Below are 16,083 nucleotides of genomic sequence, written 5' to 3' on the forward strand. Positions count from 1 at the left end.
GTGAGTTCTGCCGTACAGCCACATGATTACAAAACCTTTGCCCTCGTAGCCGACAATCCGTGCGGTTTGAGCCGTGCGGAGTTGGAATCTCTTGGGGTACTTCTTATCCCGAGCAGGCTCAATGCGCGCGCCGAAGAAGTAGCCGCGTTCTACCGATCTCTCTTAGAGGAAGGATATACCGGCATTCTTTCCGTTCACGTTGGTTCTGAGCTTGCCCTTTCTTATAGAACTGCCGTTGACGCGCGAGGAAATGTGGTCGGAGAAGGAATATCCAACCGCGATACGGATCGCAGAGTATCGGCCGAGAAGATCGTACTTCTCGATACGGAAAACGCACCTGCAGCCCAGGGCATTATTATGGAGCGTCTGAGTACCGCGCGCGCTGCCGGAGCCAATCTTGCGGCCGTGGCGGCGTATGGCAGAGAGTTGAGTGAAGCCGCAGGTACGCTTTTTATCACCATGGACGGCGAAAAGTTGATTCGTCATCAAAAACGTCCCCATCGTTTTTCCCTACAGCAGCGCTTTGAACATGTGCGCAGGCGACTGTCTTCCGAGATGTATTTGTATTTGCTTGCAAAGGGAGTTTTTAAGGAGATCGGGCATAGTCATGATTTGTCCGATCTTACCGCGCGTATTTCAAGATCTTTAAGTGCTGCTTACACGGTTGAAGGGTCGCTCACGTACGTGATTACTTCTTCGGGAGACGGTCGTGCCGAGGCCGCACTTAAGAAGCCTTTGGATACCAATGAGTATGAAGCCGCCTTTCTCGCAGTGCGACCTGCATCAAAGGAGTTTTCCTTACATGTGGGTGCCACATCGGTGGGAGTTGCGTTTGTTCCTACGAAACTCTATGACAAGGCGGAAAACCTGGCTATGGAAAAAATTGATATCTTGCTGTTAGGGTCCGGCGGGCGTGAGTATGCAATATTAACCAAGCTCCGTGAATCTCCGCATGCAGGAAAGATATATGTTGCTCCCGGTAACGGCGGCATGGTCACAATGGCCGAAGCGGTTGATGTTGATCAGAATAACCCCGAGGCAGTTGCGGCATTTGCCCGTCAAAAAGGGCTTGGACTTGTAGTTATCGGCCCCGAAGCTCCTTTGGTGGAAGGCGTTGCCGATGCGGTGCGAGCTTCCGGCATTGCCTGCTTTGGTCCAAGTAAAGAAGCCGCTCAAATGGAGGGCTCCAAGGCGTTTGCCAAGCGCATCATGGAGAAGGCAGGGGTACCTACTGCAGCATGGAAGTCTTTTACCGACAAAGCCGCCTGTGAGGAGTATGTTCGCAGCGTCGGAGCTCCTGTAGTAGTTAAGGCGGACGGCCTTGCCGCCGGTAAAGGCGTCATTGTGGCCGACACGCTTGAACAGGCTCTTGAAGGCGTACACGAGTGTTTTTCCGGTCAGTTTGGGTCTGCCGGTACTACCGTTGTTATTGAGGAGTTTCTCGAGGGGCCGGAGTGCTCGCTTCTTGCACTTACTGACGGTAAAACGTTAATTCCGCTTGCCACTGCCCAGGATCATAAGCGTGCGTTTGACGGTGACGCCGGCCCCAATACCGGTGGCATGGGCGTTTTTTCTCCCAGCCCACATGTTACGGACAAAGAATACGCCGATATGGTTGCAATCGAGAAGCGCGTTGTTGCAGAGCTTGCTTCTGAGGGAATTCCATATTCTGGTTGCCTGTATGGCGGTTTTATGCTGACAAAAGACGGCCCTCGGGTGCTTGAGTTTAATGCTCGGTTTGGAGATCCGGAAACGCAGGTTATCTTACCCAGACTTAAGGGCGATCTTGTCGAGATTATGTGTGCCTGTGATGCGGGAACACTGGATACTCAGACAGTTGACTGGTCGGATGAAGTTGCCGTTTCCGTGGTACTTGCAAGCGCCGGATATCCGGGCTCTATTGAAAAGGGTAAGGAAATTACCGGAATTGAGGCTGCCGAGCATGTTTCGGGAGTTTCGGTGAGTCATGCGGGTACGTCTCGCACCACTGACGGTCGGCTGGTAACTGCAGGTGGTCGCGTTTTGAACGTAACCGCGCTGGCGGATGATTTTGAACAAGCACGTATGCGTGCATACGAAGCCGTCGACCAGATTCATTTTGACGGCAAACAATATAGAAGCGATATAGGTCTTAAGGCACTGCGTCCACGTGAGGCATAAAAAATGAATGACGAGAAAAAATTTGAGGTTGTAGGAGAGTTTGAACCCGAAATTATAGAGCCGGAAGTTGATATATGCGCAGATAATATGGGTTCCGATGAAGGTGTGACCACTCTGGAAAATCACGATGATGATGCACGGACACAGGTTCAACGTGCTTTTGCCGATGCGGTTTCCGATTTACGTGCCACGGCTGATGTACTGACGTATGACGACAACTTTTCAGATGCCAAAACCGGGACACACCATACATCAGGGGAGCCCGTCAAACGGGAGTTTGTACTTGGGAGTAAAGATCCGCGTGATGCTGCTCTTATCGAGAAACCTCTTTCGGAAGACGTTGCATGGACGGGTCGCATTTTTAACGTGAATCGCCTACGCGTTGAACTCCCCGATGGCCGAAAAGCTCTGAGAGATGTCGTGCGGCATCCCGGAGCTGTTGCGGTGGTTGCTCTCACCGATGAGGGACGTATTTGCTTAGTCAGGCAGTATCGTACCGCGCTTGATCGGGTTACCGTTGAAATACCCGCAGGTAAACTGGATCCCGGTGAGGATCCTCTGGACTGCGCTCATCGTGAGCTTTTGGAAGAAACGGGTATGAAGGCGGAGAAGATGGCGTTTTTAACTACCATCGCAACATCCGACGGCTTTACGGACGAGCTCATTCATATCTATATGGCAACCGGTCTGACTTTTGCAGGTTCAAATCCTGATGCAGATGAGTTTATAAACGTGGATCTTATTAAGGTGCCCGAGCTCATTGATGCGGTGCTTGACGGTCAGATTGAAGACGCAAAGACTGTGGTAGGAGCGCTTTTATGTGACTCAATCTCCCATCGGCTTCAAGCTTTTGAGTAACTCTTGGCAGAGTGGTTTTTGGCAGAGGAGTCTTCAATAAGGGAGCCTTCGGCAATTTTCATACAGTAGTTTTGATGCCGTATTACATCCGTAGTGCGGCACTTCTTTCAACAGGCAGGATAGCTATGACAGACGGTACTTCTCGACAGCAAAGCAAGCGCGTGCGCGGCAGGCAATGCGGACGGATTGGAAATGGGGAGCAAAACGGGCGCGTTGTGGGAAATGCTGTACCCCGCAAAAACATCTTTATGCGTTTTCTTTCCTATTATGTGGGGCAGCGCCATCTGTTTTTCATAGACATGGCATGCGCGCTTGTGATTGCGGTGACCGAACTTGCGTTTCCGCAAATTTTACGGCAACTTGCATTCGGTCTGTTTACCGAAGGGGAAGATGCTATTTTAGGATCTCTCGTGTTTGTCGCCATCGGACTGATTGCAATGTATGCGCTGCATTTCTTCTGCCGCGTCTTCGTAATCAGCTGGGGACATATTATGGGCGCTCGTATGGAGAGCCATATGCGCGAGGATTTGTTTGATGCCTACGAGCGCATGGGTTTCTCATATTACGATCGTCATAAAACCGGCGATCTCATGAGTCGTTTGGTCTCCGATCTCTTTGATATTTCGGAAACGGCTCACCATGGCCCGGAATACCTCGTCATTGGCGTTATGGAAATCGTGGGTTCCTTTGTAATCCTCTCATTCATTAATGTCCCGCTTACTCTTGTTATGGCTGCCATCGCCGTTGCACTGGTCGTCTTTAATTTCTTTGCCAACGTGCACATGAGGACCATCTTTCGCGAGAACCGCGTGCGCATTTCAAACGTCAATACCCAGCTTGAAGACTCGCTGGCTGGTATTCGCGTAGTTAAAGGTTTTGCTGCTGAAGATTACGAACGCGCTAAGTTCCGCAAAAGCAACGATGCCTATTTGGACTCCAAAGCGAGAATGTATTTTGCAATGGGTCGCTATCACGGTGCCATCGATTCGATGATGGGCATACTCAACACCACCATCGTGGTATTTGGCGGATGGATGATTGCACACGGGCAGATGCGCGCTGCGGATTTGGCAACGTTTGCACTGTATGTGTCGCTTTTTACCAATCCTATCTCAAACATTTTGAACTTTACGGAAACGTTCCAGAAAGGTCTGGCGGGCTTTCAGAGATTTGTGGAAATTCTGGATACGCGTCCTGATATCGAAGATGTACCAGGAGCTCCCGATTTGAGGGTATCTGCAGGTGAGATTATCTATGACGATGTCCGTTTTTCCTACGATGGTAGCGAGGAAGTTATCAAGGGTTTGAACCTTCATATTGAGCCGGGAAAAACGGTTGCTCTTGTCGGCCCCTCAGGAGGTGGAAAGTCGACTACCTGCGCCTTATTGCCACGATTCTATGATGTTCAATCAGGCTCAATTTCCATTGACGGTCAGGATGTGCGCGGTGTGACACAACATTCGCTTCGCGACGCCATTGGTTTGGTGCAACAAGACGTGTACCTCTTTGACGGAACCATTGCGGAAAATATTGCCTACGGGTGCCCCGGGGCAACTCGGCAAGAGATTGAAGAGGCAGCCCGGCGCGCCAATATTTCCGCCTTTGTGGAAGGCTTGCCTGACGGATATGACACGGAGGTCGGACAGCGCGGCACACGTCTTTCGGGAGGACAGAAGCAGCGCATCTCTATTGCCCGTGTTTTTCTCAAGAATCCACCGCTGCTCATTTTGGATGAAGCCACTTCGGCGCTGGATAACGAATCGGAGCGTGCGGTCCAAGAGTCTCTTTCCGAGTTGGCAAAGAATCGAACCACGCTTATCATTGCACACCGACTGTCAACGATTATGGGTGCGGACGAAATTATCACGATTGAAAATGGGCGAGTAGTTGAATGTGGCACTCATAACGAACTTCTCGCAAAGGGAGGCACCTACGCAACGTATTATCGTATGCAGTTTGGAGTTGGCTTTGAAGGAGACAGCGCTGTGTGCAAAGGCTAGAGGAAGAAATCGCGTATAATCGTATCGTTGTGGACGAAAAGAGGATTATGGCAAAAACCCAAAGAAAAGAGTTTACTCGAAAACAGCGTGGTACGCTTGATGCAGATGCCGCTGAGGAACTCTTTACCAAGGTTGATGAAACCGGACATCCCAACGAAGAACGAGCCGCAGCTGAACGCGCACGTCGAGCCGGTGGTGCCGAGGCTGTTGACATTGATCCTCTGAGTGGCAGCGATCCTTCCGGATCAAATGTCGAAAAAGTTATCACCCGAACCGCGGTAATCTTTATGCTGGTGTTTCTCGCCGGCGTGGTTCTTTTGCAAGTGTCGTGTGGCTTTATTCGCCGAGCAAATACCGCAAATCTGACCGAATCGGTTACCGTTCGTACCGTGGCTTCCGCTTTGCATGGCGGTGTTGAGTGGGGAGATGGCTTTACGCAGTTTCCGGAAGATTTTTCCGTTCAGGAAGCCGACGAAAATACCGGTCGCGTTGAGGTTACCGTAACGGATACCAGCTCCGGCGATGTGCTGGAATGCTTGTCGGCATCCTCGGTCCAGGCACAGGCATTTGCGTTTAACTGCCTGCTCAATCCAAAAATCAGTACGGTTGTCTATCACGTAAATACACATCGTGGCGACGAGGGTCATCTGAAAAAAGCGGAGCTCTTTGGCTTTTTGAAGCCAAGCGGAGACGCAACGCCGATCTTTACGTTCACCTATTCAAAAACTCAATCTGATGCCGGCGTTACCATTACCTGCGTTACCACAGGAGCCGACGACGAAACTCAGGAACAGTTGCGCAACCAGATTGCCACTTCGTTTACGCCTGTCCGTGTGCTGAGCAATATTGTGGGTGGGAATAGCAATGACACCGGCAGCACAAACAGCAAGAAGACAAACAACGGGTCAGGCAACGGCGCTTCTGTGGGAAGTTCCGATGACAATAAAAAGAACGATGGCAACTCAAGCAGCGCGGAATCAAGCGGATCAAGCAGCGCAGAGGTAAGCAGCGGTTCGAGCAGTGGCTCAAGCAGTTCAAACTAATGCTTGCGCAAACGCAAACTCCGCATGAGTCATATGAGTCATACATCTTTTAACGAAAAGCCCACTCCAAAGCACTTTGGAGTGGGCTTGTAATTTACAAAACGTGGCCAAATCGTGGGACACAATCCAAGTTTCGGACTGCGGCACGGACCAGAGGGTAGCCGCTATTTAAGAAGCTGTGTAATCTCACCGAGTACCGACTCAAAAGAAACACCGCGTACCTCAAAGTCGGGCTGTTCGCGCGTAATCTGCATAGCATCACGAACGAAGATACCGGCAAAAGTGCAGGCATCCGTGAGACCTCGGCCGCACATAAGAGCGGCGAGGAGAGCGGACGCAAAGAGGTCACCCGTGCCGTGGAGCATATATGGCAGCAGTTCGCTTGAAATTTCGGTCACGGAAGCGTCCTTCTCGCCGGAGACGGCCACGTAGTTTCGGATCTGTCCGTCACCCCGTACAACACCCTTGAGTACAACGGTTTTTGCACCCATCGCGAGCAGGGCATCAAGGTATGCCTTGACCTGATCATCCGATAAATCCTGGCCCGCATACTCAATGCCGGTAAGAATGCTTGCTTCGGTAAGATTTGGCGTGAGGACATCGGCGCCATCTACGAGGCCACGCATGGCATCGCAAAGCTCTTGGGTATAGGTGGGGTACATGGATCCGCCATCGCCCATAACCGGGTCAACGATGCGAAGCGCCTTGGGGTGCTCGCGGTAGAGACGCTGTATGCTTGCAACCTGTTCGGCAGCGCCAAGGAACCCCGAATAGACGGCATCAAGCTCAATGCCCTCGTCAACCCAAGCGTCGAGGTAAGACGCGAGCATATCGGTAGTGTCATGCATGTAGAACTTGGGAAAACGTGTGTGTGCCGAGAAGAGCGACGTAGGAACGGGGCACACGTCGCATCCGGCGGCAGAAAGTACCGGAATTGCTACTCCCAGGGAGCATTTTCCGTACCCGCAGAGGTCGTGAACTGCGGCGACGCGAGGGATGTACGCGCCTTCTCGTTTGTACAAGACAGGATTAGCGTTACTCATAAAACTTCCTTTCACGTGGACTGATGGACCAACGCCAAAAACATGATAGCGAAAATATAGTGCTTATGTGTCCGCGACAAAGTATGCCAGTGCTTCTTGCGAGGTAATTTATACTTATAATAATTTTGCTTATGCTAGACGAATACGGCAGAAAAGAACGTTTGGAGAAGAAACGATGGCAGAACAACCACTTGTAGGAGTCATTATGGGCTCTAAGTCAGACCTTCCTACGATGGAAGGATGTACGTCCGAGCTTGAACGCTTGGGTGTTCCCTATGAGTTGGTTATTGCGTCCGCGCATCGTAATCCACAAAAAGTTCACGAGTGGGCCCAAACGGCGGCAGATCGCGGCCTTAAGGTAATCATTGCCGCTGCGGGAAAGGCAGCGCACTTGGGCGGAGTCGTAGCGGCTTTTACACCGCTTCCCATCGTGGGAGTTCCAATGAAAACCAGCGATCTCGGTGGCATGGATTCGCTTTTGTCCATGGTGCAAATGCCTTCTGGTGTTCCTGTTGCCTGCGTAGCGATCGGTGGCGCAAAAAATGCCGCCATTTATGCGACGCAGATTTTAGGAGCATCGATTCCAAAATATCGCGAGAAGATCGTGCAGCTTAAACACGATATGGCTGACGCATAAAGCAACGGCTTGGAGAGAGCTTATGCGGTGGCCGATAGAGTACGTCATTGCAAGTAGTGTGAGATAGGATGTTGGTATATGTCAGAAACACGCGGCAGACACTTTGCTGGGCAGGAAGATTCTACAATCCAGCGTACTTCTGCTTCGGGTGTCACACAACCCAAGTCAGCTGTTCCTAACTGCAAAAATGCACGGGACAAAAAGAAGGACAGCAAAAAAAAGGGTGCTAAGAAGCAGCGTCATGTTGTTTCGGTAATACTGCTGCTCTTGGGTATTTTGCTCATTGCGGCTGCCGGTGTTCTTTTTGTGAAGTCTCAATGGGACTACCACCAGCAGGACGTGATCAACGAAGAGCTGGCTCAGTACGCAACGGTTCCTGAGAACAATGTTGAAGAAGCGCCGGGAATTGATTGGGCAGGTCTGCGCGCAATCAATAAAGAGGTTGTTGGGTGGATTCAGATTCCTAACTCACCGGTGAACTATCCGGTATACCAAACAACGGACAATGAGCATTACCTGCATACAAATGCAAAGGGAGAATACTCCGTTGGCGGTCAGATTTTTATGGATCATGAAAACGACCCCAGCGGCCTTGTTGACCAGCAGACCATTCTCTATGGACACCATATGAGAAACGGTTCGATGTTCCAATATATTGGCAAGATGAACGACAAGAGCGTTTTTGACAGCGTGACTACTATTTGGTATGAAACACCTGAAAAAAAGTATGAATTAGTTCCACTTTTTATCTATCACGCCAACGAAGATGACGAATCAATCCGACAGTTTAACTTCTCATCGAAAGAGGAGTTCCATGAGTATCTTTTACAGAAGCTGAACATGTCGGTTAATGCTCGATCGGACGCTGCAGATATTATTGCACGAACGGATCACGTCATGACACTTATTACCTGCAATTACTCCGATCAATATGGTCGTGCGGCTTTGGTGTGCGTACAAAAATCAGACATTCAGAAATAGACTCGCCTTTATATTGTTACGCGCTTCGAACAAATGGCGTTCGGAGCGCTTTTTCTTCTCGCAAGCGAGTACACTTACATACGTCATGTATCCTGCAGGGACGTGAGATACAGCGGGAAAGGAACCCATGGAGCTTCACGAGGAATGTGGTGTTTTTGGCGTATGGGCGCCGCAGCGTGATGTTGCGCGACTGACGTATTTTGCACTTCATGCTCTTCAACATCGAGGTCAAGACTCTGCCGGCATAGCGGTCGGTGATGGCCAGACTGTTTTGATTCGTAAGGATCTTGGCTTGGTGACAGAGGTTTTTACGAATTCGGATCTTGATGCAATGCCGGGTAAAGCGGCTGTCGGACATTGTCGCTATGGAACTGCTGGTGCCAAGGGGTGGGAAGCCGCTCAGCCGCACCTCTCGTCGATTGACGAGACGATCATTGCCTTGGCGCACAACGGTACGCTGGTTAATTTTGACAACCTGCGAAAAGAGCTGACAACTCGAAATATTTCCTTTCGCTCCGACACCGACTCCGAGGTTGCGGCGCAGCTCATTGGGTATTTCACGCAGAAGACGCACCGCCTTCGCTCGGGAATTGCGGCAACAATGCACCTTATAGAGGGCGGGTATGCAATGGTGCTGGTGCGGGAAAATGCCCTCTATGCGTTTAGGGATCCGCACGGGATACGTCCTTTGGTACTCGGCCGTCTTGGCAGCCCTGAGGATAATTCATGGGTCGTGGCTTCTGAGACGTGTGCGCTTGATATCGTGGGAGCAACGTATATCCGTGAGGTTGAACCGGGTGAAATTATCAAGATTTCAGACGACGGCCTGCGCTCTGAGCGAGGTCTTACCCACAGAGATCCTGCGGCTTGTATCTTTGAAGACGTGTATTTCTCGCGACCCGATTCAGTGGTGGATGGAAGGTCGATTTACTGGGTGCGGCATACCATGGGCCGACAACTTGCGCGCGAAACGAGCATTGATGCCGATTTGGTTATTGGGGTGCCCGATTCCGGTGTTCCTGCAGCTGAAGGTTTTGCAGCTGAACTTGGTATTCCGTTTGGTACCGGCCTTATTAAAAACCGCTATGTGGCGCGCACGTTTATCCAACCAACGCAAGACTTGCGGCGGCTTGGTGTCCGTTTGAAGCTCAATGCGCTTGCCGATGTCGTGCGTGGAAAGCGGCTTGTAATGGTGGACGATTCCGTTGTGCGCGGAACTACGTCAAAACAGATTGTACGCATGCTCCGAGATGCGGGGGCCTGTGAAGTGCATGTGCGAAGCGCCTCACCAAAAGTAATGTGGCCGTGCTTTTACGGTATTGATACGGCCGACCAGGATCAGCTGATTGCCGCATATAAAACGACAGAGGAAATCTGTGAATACATCGAGGCGGACTCGCTGGGATTTCTGAGCCTTGAAGGGCTTTTGGATTGTGTGCCCAAGCGCGGGTATTGTGCGGCGTGTTTTAACGGGCACTATCCGGTGGAGATCCCCGACGATTTTCATGAGCGCTTTGTATCGGGCATGTGTCCGCATGCACTGAACTGCTCGCATGCTCTAACATTTACTCAAGTAGAAACTCAGCTTGCGCAGAAAGGACCACAGGATGTCTGATGTGAGAAACGCGGTAGGCCAGGTAACTTATGCTGACGCAGGTGTCGATGTTGACGAGGGAGCGCGTGCCGTTGATGCCATCAAAGCGGCGGTTGCAACGACTGCTCGCCCCGAGGTTATCGGTGGGCTTGGCGGCTTTGGCTCCTGCTTTTCTGCGGCAGCGCTTAAAGACATGGACGATCCCGTGCTGGTGAGCGGCACCGATGGCGTGGGTACCAAGCTGGCCATTGCGCAGCTTCTTGGCCGTAACGATACGGTGGGCGAAGATCTTGTGGCCATGTGTGCGGACGACATAGTTCCGCTTGGTGCCGAGCCCCTGTTTTTTCTCGACTATGTTGCCGTGGGCAAGCTTACGGCTGAAGCGGTGGCGGAAATCGTCGGCGGGATTGCACGTGGTTGTCGCAAAAGCGGATGCGCGCTGGTTGGCGGAGAGATGGCCGAGCATCCAGGTGTCATGAATCCTGACGACTACGATCTTGCGGGCTTTGTGGTGGGCGTGGTTGACCGCCCAAAGATGCTGGGTCCAAAGAAGGTTTCTGCGGGCGATGTAATCTTGGGACTTCCTTCATCGGGAATTCATTCCAACGGATATTCTCTGGTTCGTAAGGTTGCCATTGAAGGCAAGACGGTTGAAGAGCTTAATGAACCGCGAGAAGAGCTTGCCGGCGAATCTCTTGCCGATGCCGTTTTGCGTCCTACCACCATTTATGCGGGAGGATTACTTGCCGCTCTTAGAGAGGGCGCTCCCATTAAGGCGATGGCACATATTACCGGAGGAGGCATTACGGAGAACCTCAATCGTGCGTTACCGGCCCATGTTGATGCGCTGGTGGATCGTATGGGTGAGGCAGGAGGTCCGGGTTGGAGCATTCCTCCCGTTATCTCTTATGTCTCCGAACAAGCGCATCTCTCACTTGATGAGCAATATCGCACGTTTAATATGGGAGTAGGCATGGCGCTTATTGTCGATCCGGATGATGTTGACGATGTGGCAGAGAGTCTTTCCAAGCAGGATTTTGAGCCCTTTGTGATGGGAGAGTGTGTTTCTGGTACCGGAAAGGTGGTTTACCGGGATGTCGCTTAAGCTGGGCGTACTCATTTCAGGTTCGGGCACTAATTTACAAGCTTTGATTGATTGCATCGACAATGGTTCTTTGGATGCAACCATTGAGCTGGTTGTTTCTTCTCGCCCCTCCGCTCAAGGACTCAAACGAGCTGAAGCTGCAGGTATTCAGACACTCACGCTTTCAAAAGAGATCTATGCGGATCCGCTGACAGCTGACATGGTTATTGCGTCAGAGCTCAAACGTATGGGCGTTGACTATGTGGTAATGGCCGGATATATGCGCAAAGTGGGAATGGCTCTTTTGGAAGCTTTTCCCAATCGAGTATTGAATATTCACCCTGCGCTTTTACCGAGTTTTCGCGGTGCACATGCCATTCAAGATGCCTACGATTATGGAGTCAAGGTAACAGGCGTGACGGTACATCTGGCCAACTTTGACTACGATCGTGGTCCCATCATTGCACAAGAGCCTGTTTTTGTGCAGGAGGGATGGAGCGTTGATAAGCTGGAAGCGGCCATACATAAAGTTGAACACCGTCTCTATCCGAGGGTGATTCAAGCAATCGCCGAAGGTCGAATGCATGTTGAGGCCGGTCGCGTTCATGTCGAGCCGTCCGTAGGGTAACTGCTTCAGCGTTTATGTGTGAGAAGATTGTGCTATCGAAAAGGAATATATGACTTCAATCAAGCTTTCTGACATTGCTGAATCGCGCGTTAACAATCTCAATCTCATGCGGTTTATAGCTGCTGTTTTTGTGATTATTTCTCACTGCTATGTTGTTACTCTTGGCGGAGATGCACCAGGGGACTTTATATCCAACCATACGTCAGGCCAACTTACCTTTGGCGGTATGGCGGTTGGTCTTTTCTTTGTATTTGGAGGATTTCTTATAGCCCGAAGTTGTGAACATCACGGCGAGGCAAAAGTTTTCTTTAAGCAACGTGTCCTGCGCTTGTTTCCGGAGCTTATTTTTGTGGTTGTAATGGTTGCTTTTGTTTTAGGACCCTGCTTGAGTTCTCTTTCCCCTGTGGAGTACTTCACAAATCCACAGACCTATATGTATTTGCTCAATGGCGTTCTTATTCTGGTACATGAACTTCCGGGAGTTTTTACACACAACCCCATGGGGGATGCTGTTGTTAATGCGGCTCTATGGACGTTGCCTGTTGAATTTAGCTGCTACGTGCTCTGTTTTGTCGGATATAAAATTACAAAGTTTGACAAGAAACGGTTCCTACTCATTTCCGTCCCCATTCTTCTTGTGGTCTTTCTATACTTCGCAAAGTTCTTTCCCCAGCAGCTGAGCGTTGTTCGGGCAGTAGTCCTTTTCTATATAGGGGTGGCGTTTTGGGTTTTTAAGGATGACGTGCGCCTCCACACCGTTGCAGGCATTATTTCGTTAGGGCTGTTTTGTATCTTGGTTTTCCTGAGGCTTGACGTTATTGCGATGCTTTTGGTGTTTCCCTATATCTGTTTTTGGCTTGGATATGGCACCGGTGGCCACTTCAGCAATTTTGGAAAGAAATTTGAACTTTCGTATGGCATGTATTTATGGGCATTTCCGATTCAGCAAACTCTGGCACAGCTGTTTCCGGGCTTGTCGCCGTACGGTAATGCGGCCTGCGCAATAGTTCTTGCCATATGCGGCGCACTCCTTAATTACTTTGTTGTGGTGAAGCTGCCAAGGCTATGGTCAAACCGAAGAAAATGACTTTTCAAAACAATGTATTAAAAACAACATCTTTGGAGGAGTTCCTTCACAATAATGTGGACGGGCTCAAATAATTTCTACGACTGTTTAAAATCTCCCTTGATTGTCCCCTATAGAAAGAGTATGGTGGATAAAATTTGAACTTTGTTCAAAAAATGAGTAAACCGAAGAGGATTTCCGAGGAATTTCTCTGCCGGCGTGCTCAAGAGAGGGGATGTTTTTATGCAGTCGAAGGTTGCGCATGCGGCCGAGCGTAAGGCATTTGGTATTGCTCTTGACCGGATCATTAAGAGTGCTTCGAGCAAAGATCGAGAGAAAAATATTGAACATCTGGTTAATATGGCCGGAAAGCTTATGAAGGATACATCCCCCGGTGCAACTCGGGGTATCAAAAAAGGTTTGTATCCAGGATCAAAATGGGAGAAGTTCCTTTTTGACGTTATCGATACCACTGATTCACATGTGCTTAAAACCACTCTTTTGGATGGTGGGTATGAAGCGGCGTTTCGAGGGTTACGTAATACCACGGCAAATGCCGAGAAATACCAGTGCAATGTACCTTGGATTATTTTGTTTGACCCTACAAGCGCGTGTAATAAACATTGCGTCGGATGTTGGGCAGCCGATTATGGAAATCGCTTGAATCTTTCGTATGCGGACATGGATAAGCTGGTTACTGAGGCATCTGATTTAGGCACGCATATGTTTATGCTTACCGGTGGTGAGCCACTGGTACGTAAAGACGATGTCTTGAAACTTGCTGAGAAGCACAATGATTGCCTTTTTAACGTCTTTACCAATGCTTCGCTGGTAGATGAGAAATTTTGTCAAGACGTGCAGAGGCTTGGCAATATTATCTTCTCCGTTTCACTCGAAAGCTATGAGCCAAGTGTCAATGACGGTCGTCGTGGTGACGGGTCATTTGAGGAGGTTATGCGAGCGTTTGATTTAATGCACAAATATGGTTTGCTGTATGGAACGTCCACCTGTTATACGCGCGAGAATACCGAGCGTGTTTCGTCCGAAAAATTCTTTGATTTGATTATTGAAAAAGATTGCCGCTGGGCATGGTATTTTCACTATATGCCTGTTGGAGAGGGCGCGAATGCCGATCTTATGCCGACCGTTGAACAGCGTAAATACATGCTGGGTCGAATTCGTGAGATTCGTGGTATTGAAGGCGGTAAACCAATCTTTGCCATGGATTTTCAGAACGATGGTGAGTTTGTTGGGGGATGTATTGCCGGAGGTCGTGTATACTGCCATGTCAACGCTCGTGGCGATGTAGAGCCGTGCGTATTTATTCACTACTCAAATGTCAACATTAAAACTGCCGATAGCTGGCTTGACTGTCTAAAACAGCCTATTTTCCAAGCATATCGTAGTCACTATCCGTGGAATAAGAATCTTTTACAGCCCTGTCCGATGCTTGAAAATCCCGAGATACTACCTCAGATTGTCAAGGATGCCGATGCGCATACATCGGAATACGTCTCGCCCGAAAGTGCCGAAGATCTTTGCGCTCGTACAACACCTTATGCTAAGAAATGGGCGCCTGAAGCTACAAGGATTTGGCTGGAAGAACATCCTACGGGTGAAAAAATTTATGAGGACGCGATGTCTGATAAAGATGTTGCCTATAAAGCAAAAGTTATTGCCGAGGAAGACGCCAAGAATCAAGCAATTACCGGATGAGCTTCAGATGCCGGCTTAATCTGCAACGTATACCTTAAGGACTTCGCCAATGTAGCGGGTGTGGAAGTCATGGAGCGGATAGTTCTGCTCGATGATGCTTTTGTCGACGAAGTTTTCCGGTATAAGGTCATCGACGTAAATTTTGCGGCACACAAACGTGAGCTCAGCCTCTTCGAATGTGGTTGTTCCGTCGATAAACAAAGGGGTCAGTTGGGCGTGTGCAACTTTGTCTTCGTCGCGTCCGGATTTTGTACCTAGGTATGCGAGTTTCTTCTTGTTGTCTTTTGTGTCAGGAAGAAATGAGAGGGTATAGATGTCGTGGCTATCCATGAAGGTCTTGGTGTAGCGTTGGGGTCGGATATAGCAGATGGTGGTATTCTTGGAACCTTCGCGTGAGCCAAAGAGGGTGCCAAAGTGTCCCCAAGCTGCAGTCATGGTATTAAAGCCGTCTTCTTTATTGCCCGCGGTAATGAGCATCCATCGGTCTCCGATAAGTGACCACGGATTAAGCTGCAAGCTCTTGATGTCTACTTCGTGCATGATGTCCCCTTACCTCGTTCTTATGCATATATGACATGTGTATCAAATTCCATGTCAGGCATACTCTCAGCTAAATCATATCGAATACGTTCAAGTGCTTCGAGGCGAATTTCAACAGAAGTATTTGCATTACCTTGAATGATGAAAATCGCATTTTTTGTCTCGTTGCTAAATTTGTAGTTTTCTCCGTCACGAATGTCAAGCCATGCCATGATTCCCTTTGCATCACGATAGATATAATCCGTTTTAGTAACGTGTTTTTCCTTAGATAGAATTGGGAGGAAGGAATCTTCGTTGCCGCTGACGGTAAACTCTATCGAGCCATGTACTTTATCAAGATCATGCCCTCCGATTGCTAGTAGTGAATGCAATGCTTCAACATTGTAAATATCGATAATACTGTTGATATGAGGTAGAGAACCCCGATGTCGGATATTTTGAATGAGCGCAGGAACGGTAGGAGGATTTCTTTTTACGCTGCGTCCTACGCTTTGTAATAAATCCGTATAGCCTTTGATGATTGGATGATCGAGAAGAGCATCGATATCACAGCTCAGTGCCCACTTCTCCATTTTTTCTTGTTTTGTTAGAAAGGCGTCCGAGAAAGGAGCCTGGGGATTTACATTGCGTGCAATGCCTATTACGACACTTTTGATTCCCAAGGCCGCAAGGCTACCATCAATAGTCATATCCACAAAATCAACCCCTTAGTAATTACTATGTGACGCGCTTT

At 49.5% G+C, this 16,083-nt stretch carries 14 protein-coding genes; 11 read left to right on the forward strand and 3 right to left on the reverse strand.

All coding sequences use genetic code 11. From position 1 onward, the window contains the following. The 4 genes from purD to ATORI0001_RS03460 all read left to right on the forward strand — a co-directional run bounded on the left by purD (nucleotide 1) and on the right by ATORI0001_RS03460 (nucleotide 6,061). Nucleotides 1-2,160, forward strand: coding sequence for a phosphoribosylamine--glycine ligase (gene purD / locus ATORI0001_RS08080; protein WP_003149331.1), 2,160 nt, complete (start codon nucleotides 1-3; stop codon nucleotides 2,158-2,160). A gap of 3 nt (nucleotides 2,161-2,163) precedes the next feature. Next, nucleotides 2,164-3,018 carry an NUDIX domain-containing protein gene (locus ATORI0001_RS03450; protein ID WP_003149400.1) on the forward strand — a complete coding sequence of 285 codons (855 nt, stop codon included), beginning with the start codon at nucleotides 2,164-2,166 and terminating at the stop codon, nucleotides 3,016-3,018. 248 nt (nucleotides 3,019-3,266) lie between these two features. Continuing rightward, nucleotides 3,267-5,018 carry an ABC transporter ATP-binding protein gene (locus ATORI0001_RS03455; RefSeq protein ID WP_237755904.1) on the forward strand — a complete coding sequence of 584 codons (1,752 nt, stop codon included), beginning with the start codon at nucleotides 3,267-3,269 and terminating at the stop codon, nucleotides 5,016-5,018. Next, nucleotides 5,006-6,061, forward strand: a complete 1,056-nt coding sequence (locus ATORI0001_RS03460) for a hypothetical protein (RefSeq protein WP_003149672.1) — start codon at nucleotides 5,006-5,008, stop codon at nucleotides 6,059-6,061. Before ATORI0001_RS03455 ends, ATORI0001_RS03460 begins: the two co-directional genes overlap by 13 nt. A 164-nt stretch (nucleotides 6,062-6,225) precedes the next feature. Here ATORI0001_RS03460 and ATORI0001_RS03465 read toward each other — a convergent pair whose 3' ends face one another. Further along, complete coding sequence (locus ATORI0001_RS03465) at nucleotides 6,226-7,104, reverse strand: pyridoxamine kinase (RefSeq protein WP_003149482.1); 879 nt, start codon at nucleotides 7,102-7,104, stop codon at nucleotides 6,226-6,228. A 175-nt stretch (nucleotides 7,105-7,279) separates the two neighbouring features. Here ATORI0001_RS03465 and purE point away from each other — a divergent pair, with 175 nt between their 5' ends. The 7 genes from purE to ATORI0001_RS03500 all read left to right on the forward strand — a co-directional run bounded on the left by purE (nucleotide 7,280) and on the right by ATORI0001_RS03500 (nucleotide 14,810). Then, entirely contained in the window at nucleotides 7,280-7,741 is a 462-nt protein-coding gene (purE, locus tag ATORI0001_RS03470) for a 5-(carboxyamino)imidazole ribonucleotide mutase (RefSeq protein WP_003149304.1), read from the forward strand. A gap of 78 nt (nucleotides 7,742-7,819) precedes the next feature. Beyond that, complete coding sequence (srtB, locus tag ATORI0001_RS03475) at nucleotides 7,820-8,722, forward strand: class B sortase (protein ID WP_003149066.1); 903 nt, start codon at nucleotides 7,820-7,822, stop codon at nucleotides 8,720-8,722. 127 nt (nucleotides 8,723-8,849) lie between these two features. Beyond that, the gene (gene purF, locus ATORI0001_RS03480) at nucleotides 8,850-10,337 is read left to right on the forward strand and encodes an amidophosphoribosyltransferase (RefSeq protein WP_003149597.1); all 1,488 of its coding nucleotides are present in this window, start codon (nucleotides 8,850-8,852) and stop codon (nucleotides 10,335-10,337) included. Beyond that, a complete protein-coding gene (gene purM, locus ATORI0001_RS03485) occupies nucleotides 10,330-11,421 on the forward strand; it encodes a phosphoribosylformylglycinamidine cyclo-ligase (RefSeq protein WP_003149570.1) in 1,092 nt (363 codons plus the stop codon). The genes purF and purM overlap by 8 nt, the downstream gene beginning before the upstream one ends. Further along, nucleotides 11,411-12,028 carry a phosphoribosylglycinamide formyltransferase gene (gene purN / locus ATORI0001_RS03490; protein ID WP_003148961.1) on the forward strand — a complete coding sequence of 206 codons (618 nt, stop codon included), beginning with the start codon at nucleotides 11,411-11,413 and terminating at the stop codon, nucleotides 12,026-12,028. Before purM ends, purN begins: the two co-directional genes overlap by 11 nt. Before the next feature lie 49 nt (nucleotides 12,029-12,077). Beyond that, a complete protein-coding gene (locus ATORI0001_RS03495; protein ID WP_003149217.1) occupies nucleotides 12,078-13,115 on the forward strand; it encodes an acyltransferase family protein in 1,038 nt (345 codons plus the stop codon). Between the two features lie 222 nt (nucleotides 13,116-13,337). Beyond that, complete coding sequence (locus ATORI0001_RS03500) at nucleotides 13,338-14,810, forward strand: radical SAM protein (RefSeq protein WP_003149448.1); 1,473 nt, start codon at nucleotides 13,338-13,340, stop codon at nucleotides 14,808-14,810. 15 nt (nucleotides 14,811-14,825) lie between these two features. Here the strand turns inward: ATORI0001_RS03500 and ATORI0001_RS03505 are convergent, their stop codons facing one another. After that, on the reverse strand, nucleotides 14,826-15,350 hold the full coding sequence (locus ATORI0001_RS03505) for a hypothetical protein (protein ID WP_003148886.1): 525 nt from the start codon (nucleotides 15,348-15,350) through the stop codon (nucleotides 14,826-14,828). Between the two features lie 20 nt (nucleotides 15,351-15,370). Beyond that, nucleotides 15,371-16,039 (reverse strand): B3/B4 domain-containing protein, encoded by a 669-nt coding sequence (locus tag ATORI0001_RS03510; protein ID WP_040324540.1) that lies wholly within the window; start codon nucleotides 16,037-16,039, stop codon nucleotides 15,371-15,373. Nucleotides 16,040-16,083: the final 44 nt, after the last annotated feature.

It is taken from the genome of Lancefieldella rimae ATCC 49626, assembly GCF_000174015.1.
GTDB lineage: Bacteria > Actinomycetota > Coriobacteriia > Coriobacteriales > Atopobiaceae > Lancefieldella > Lancefieldella rimae.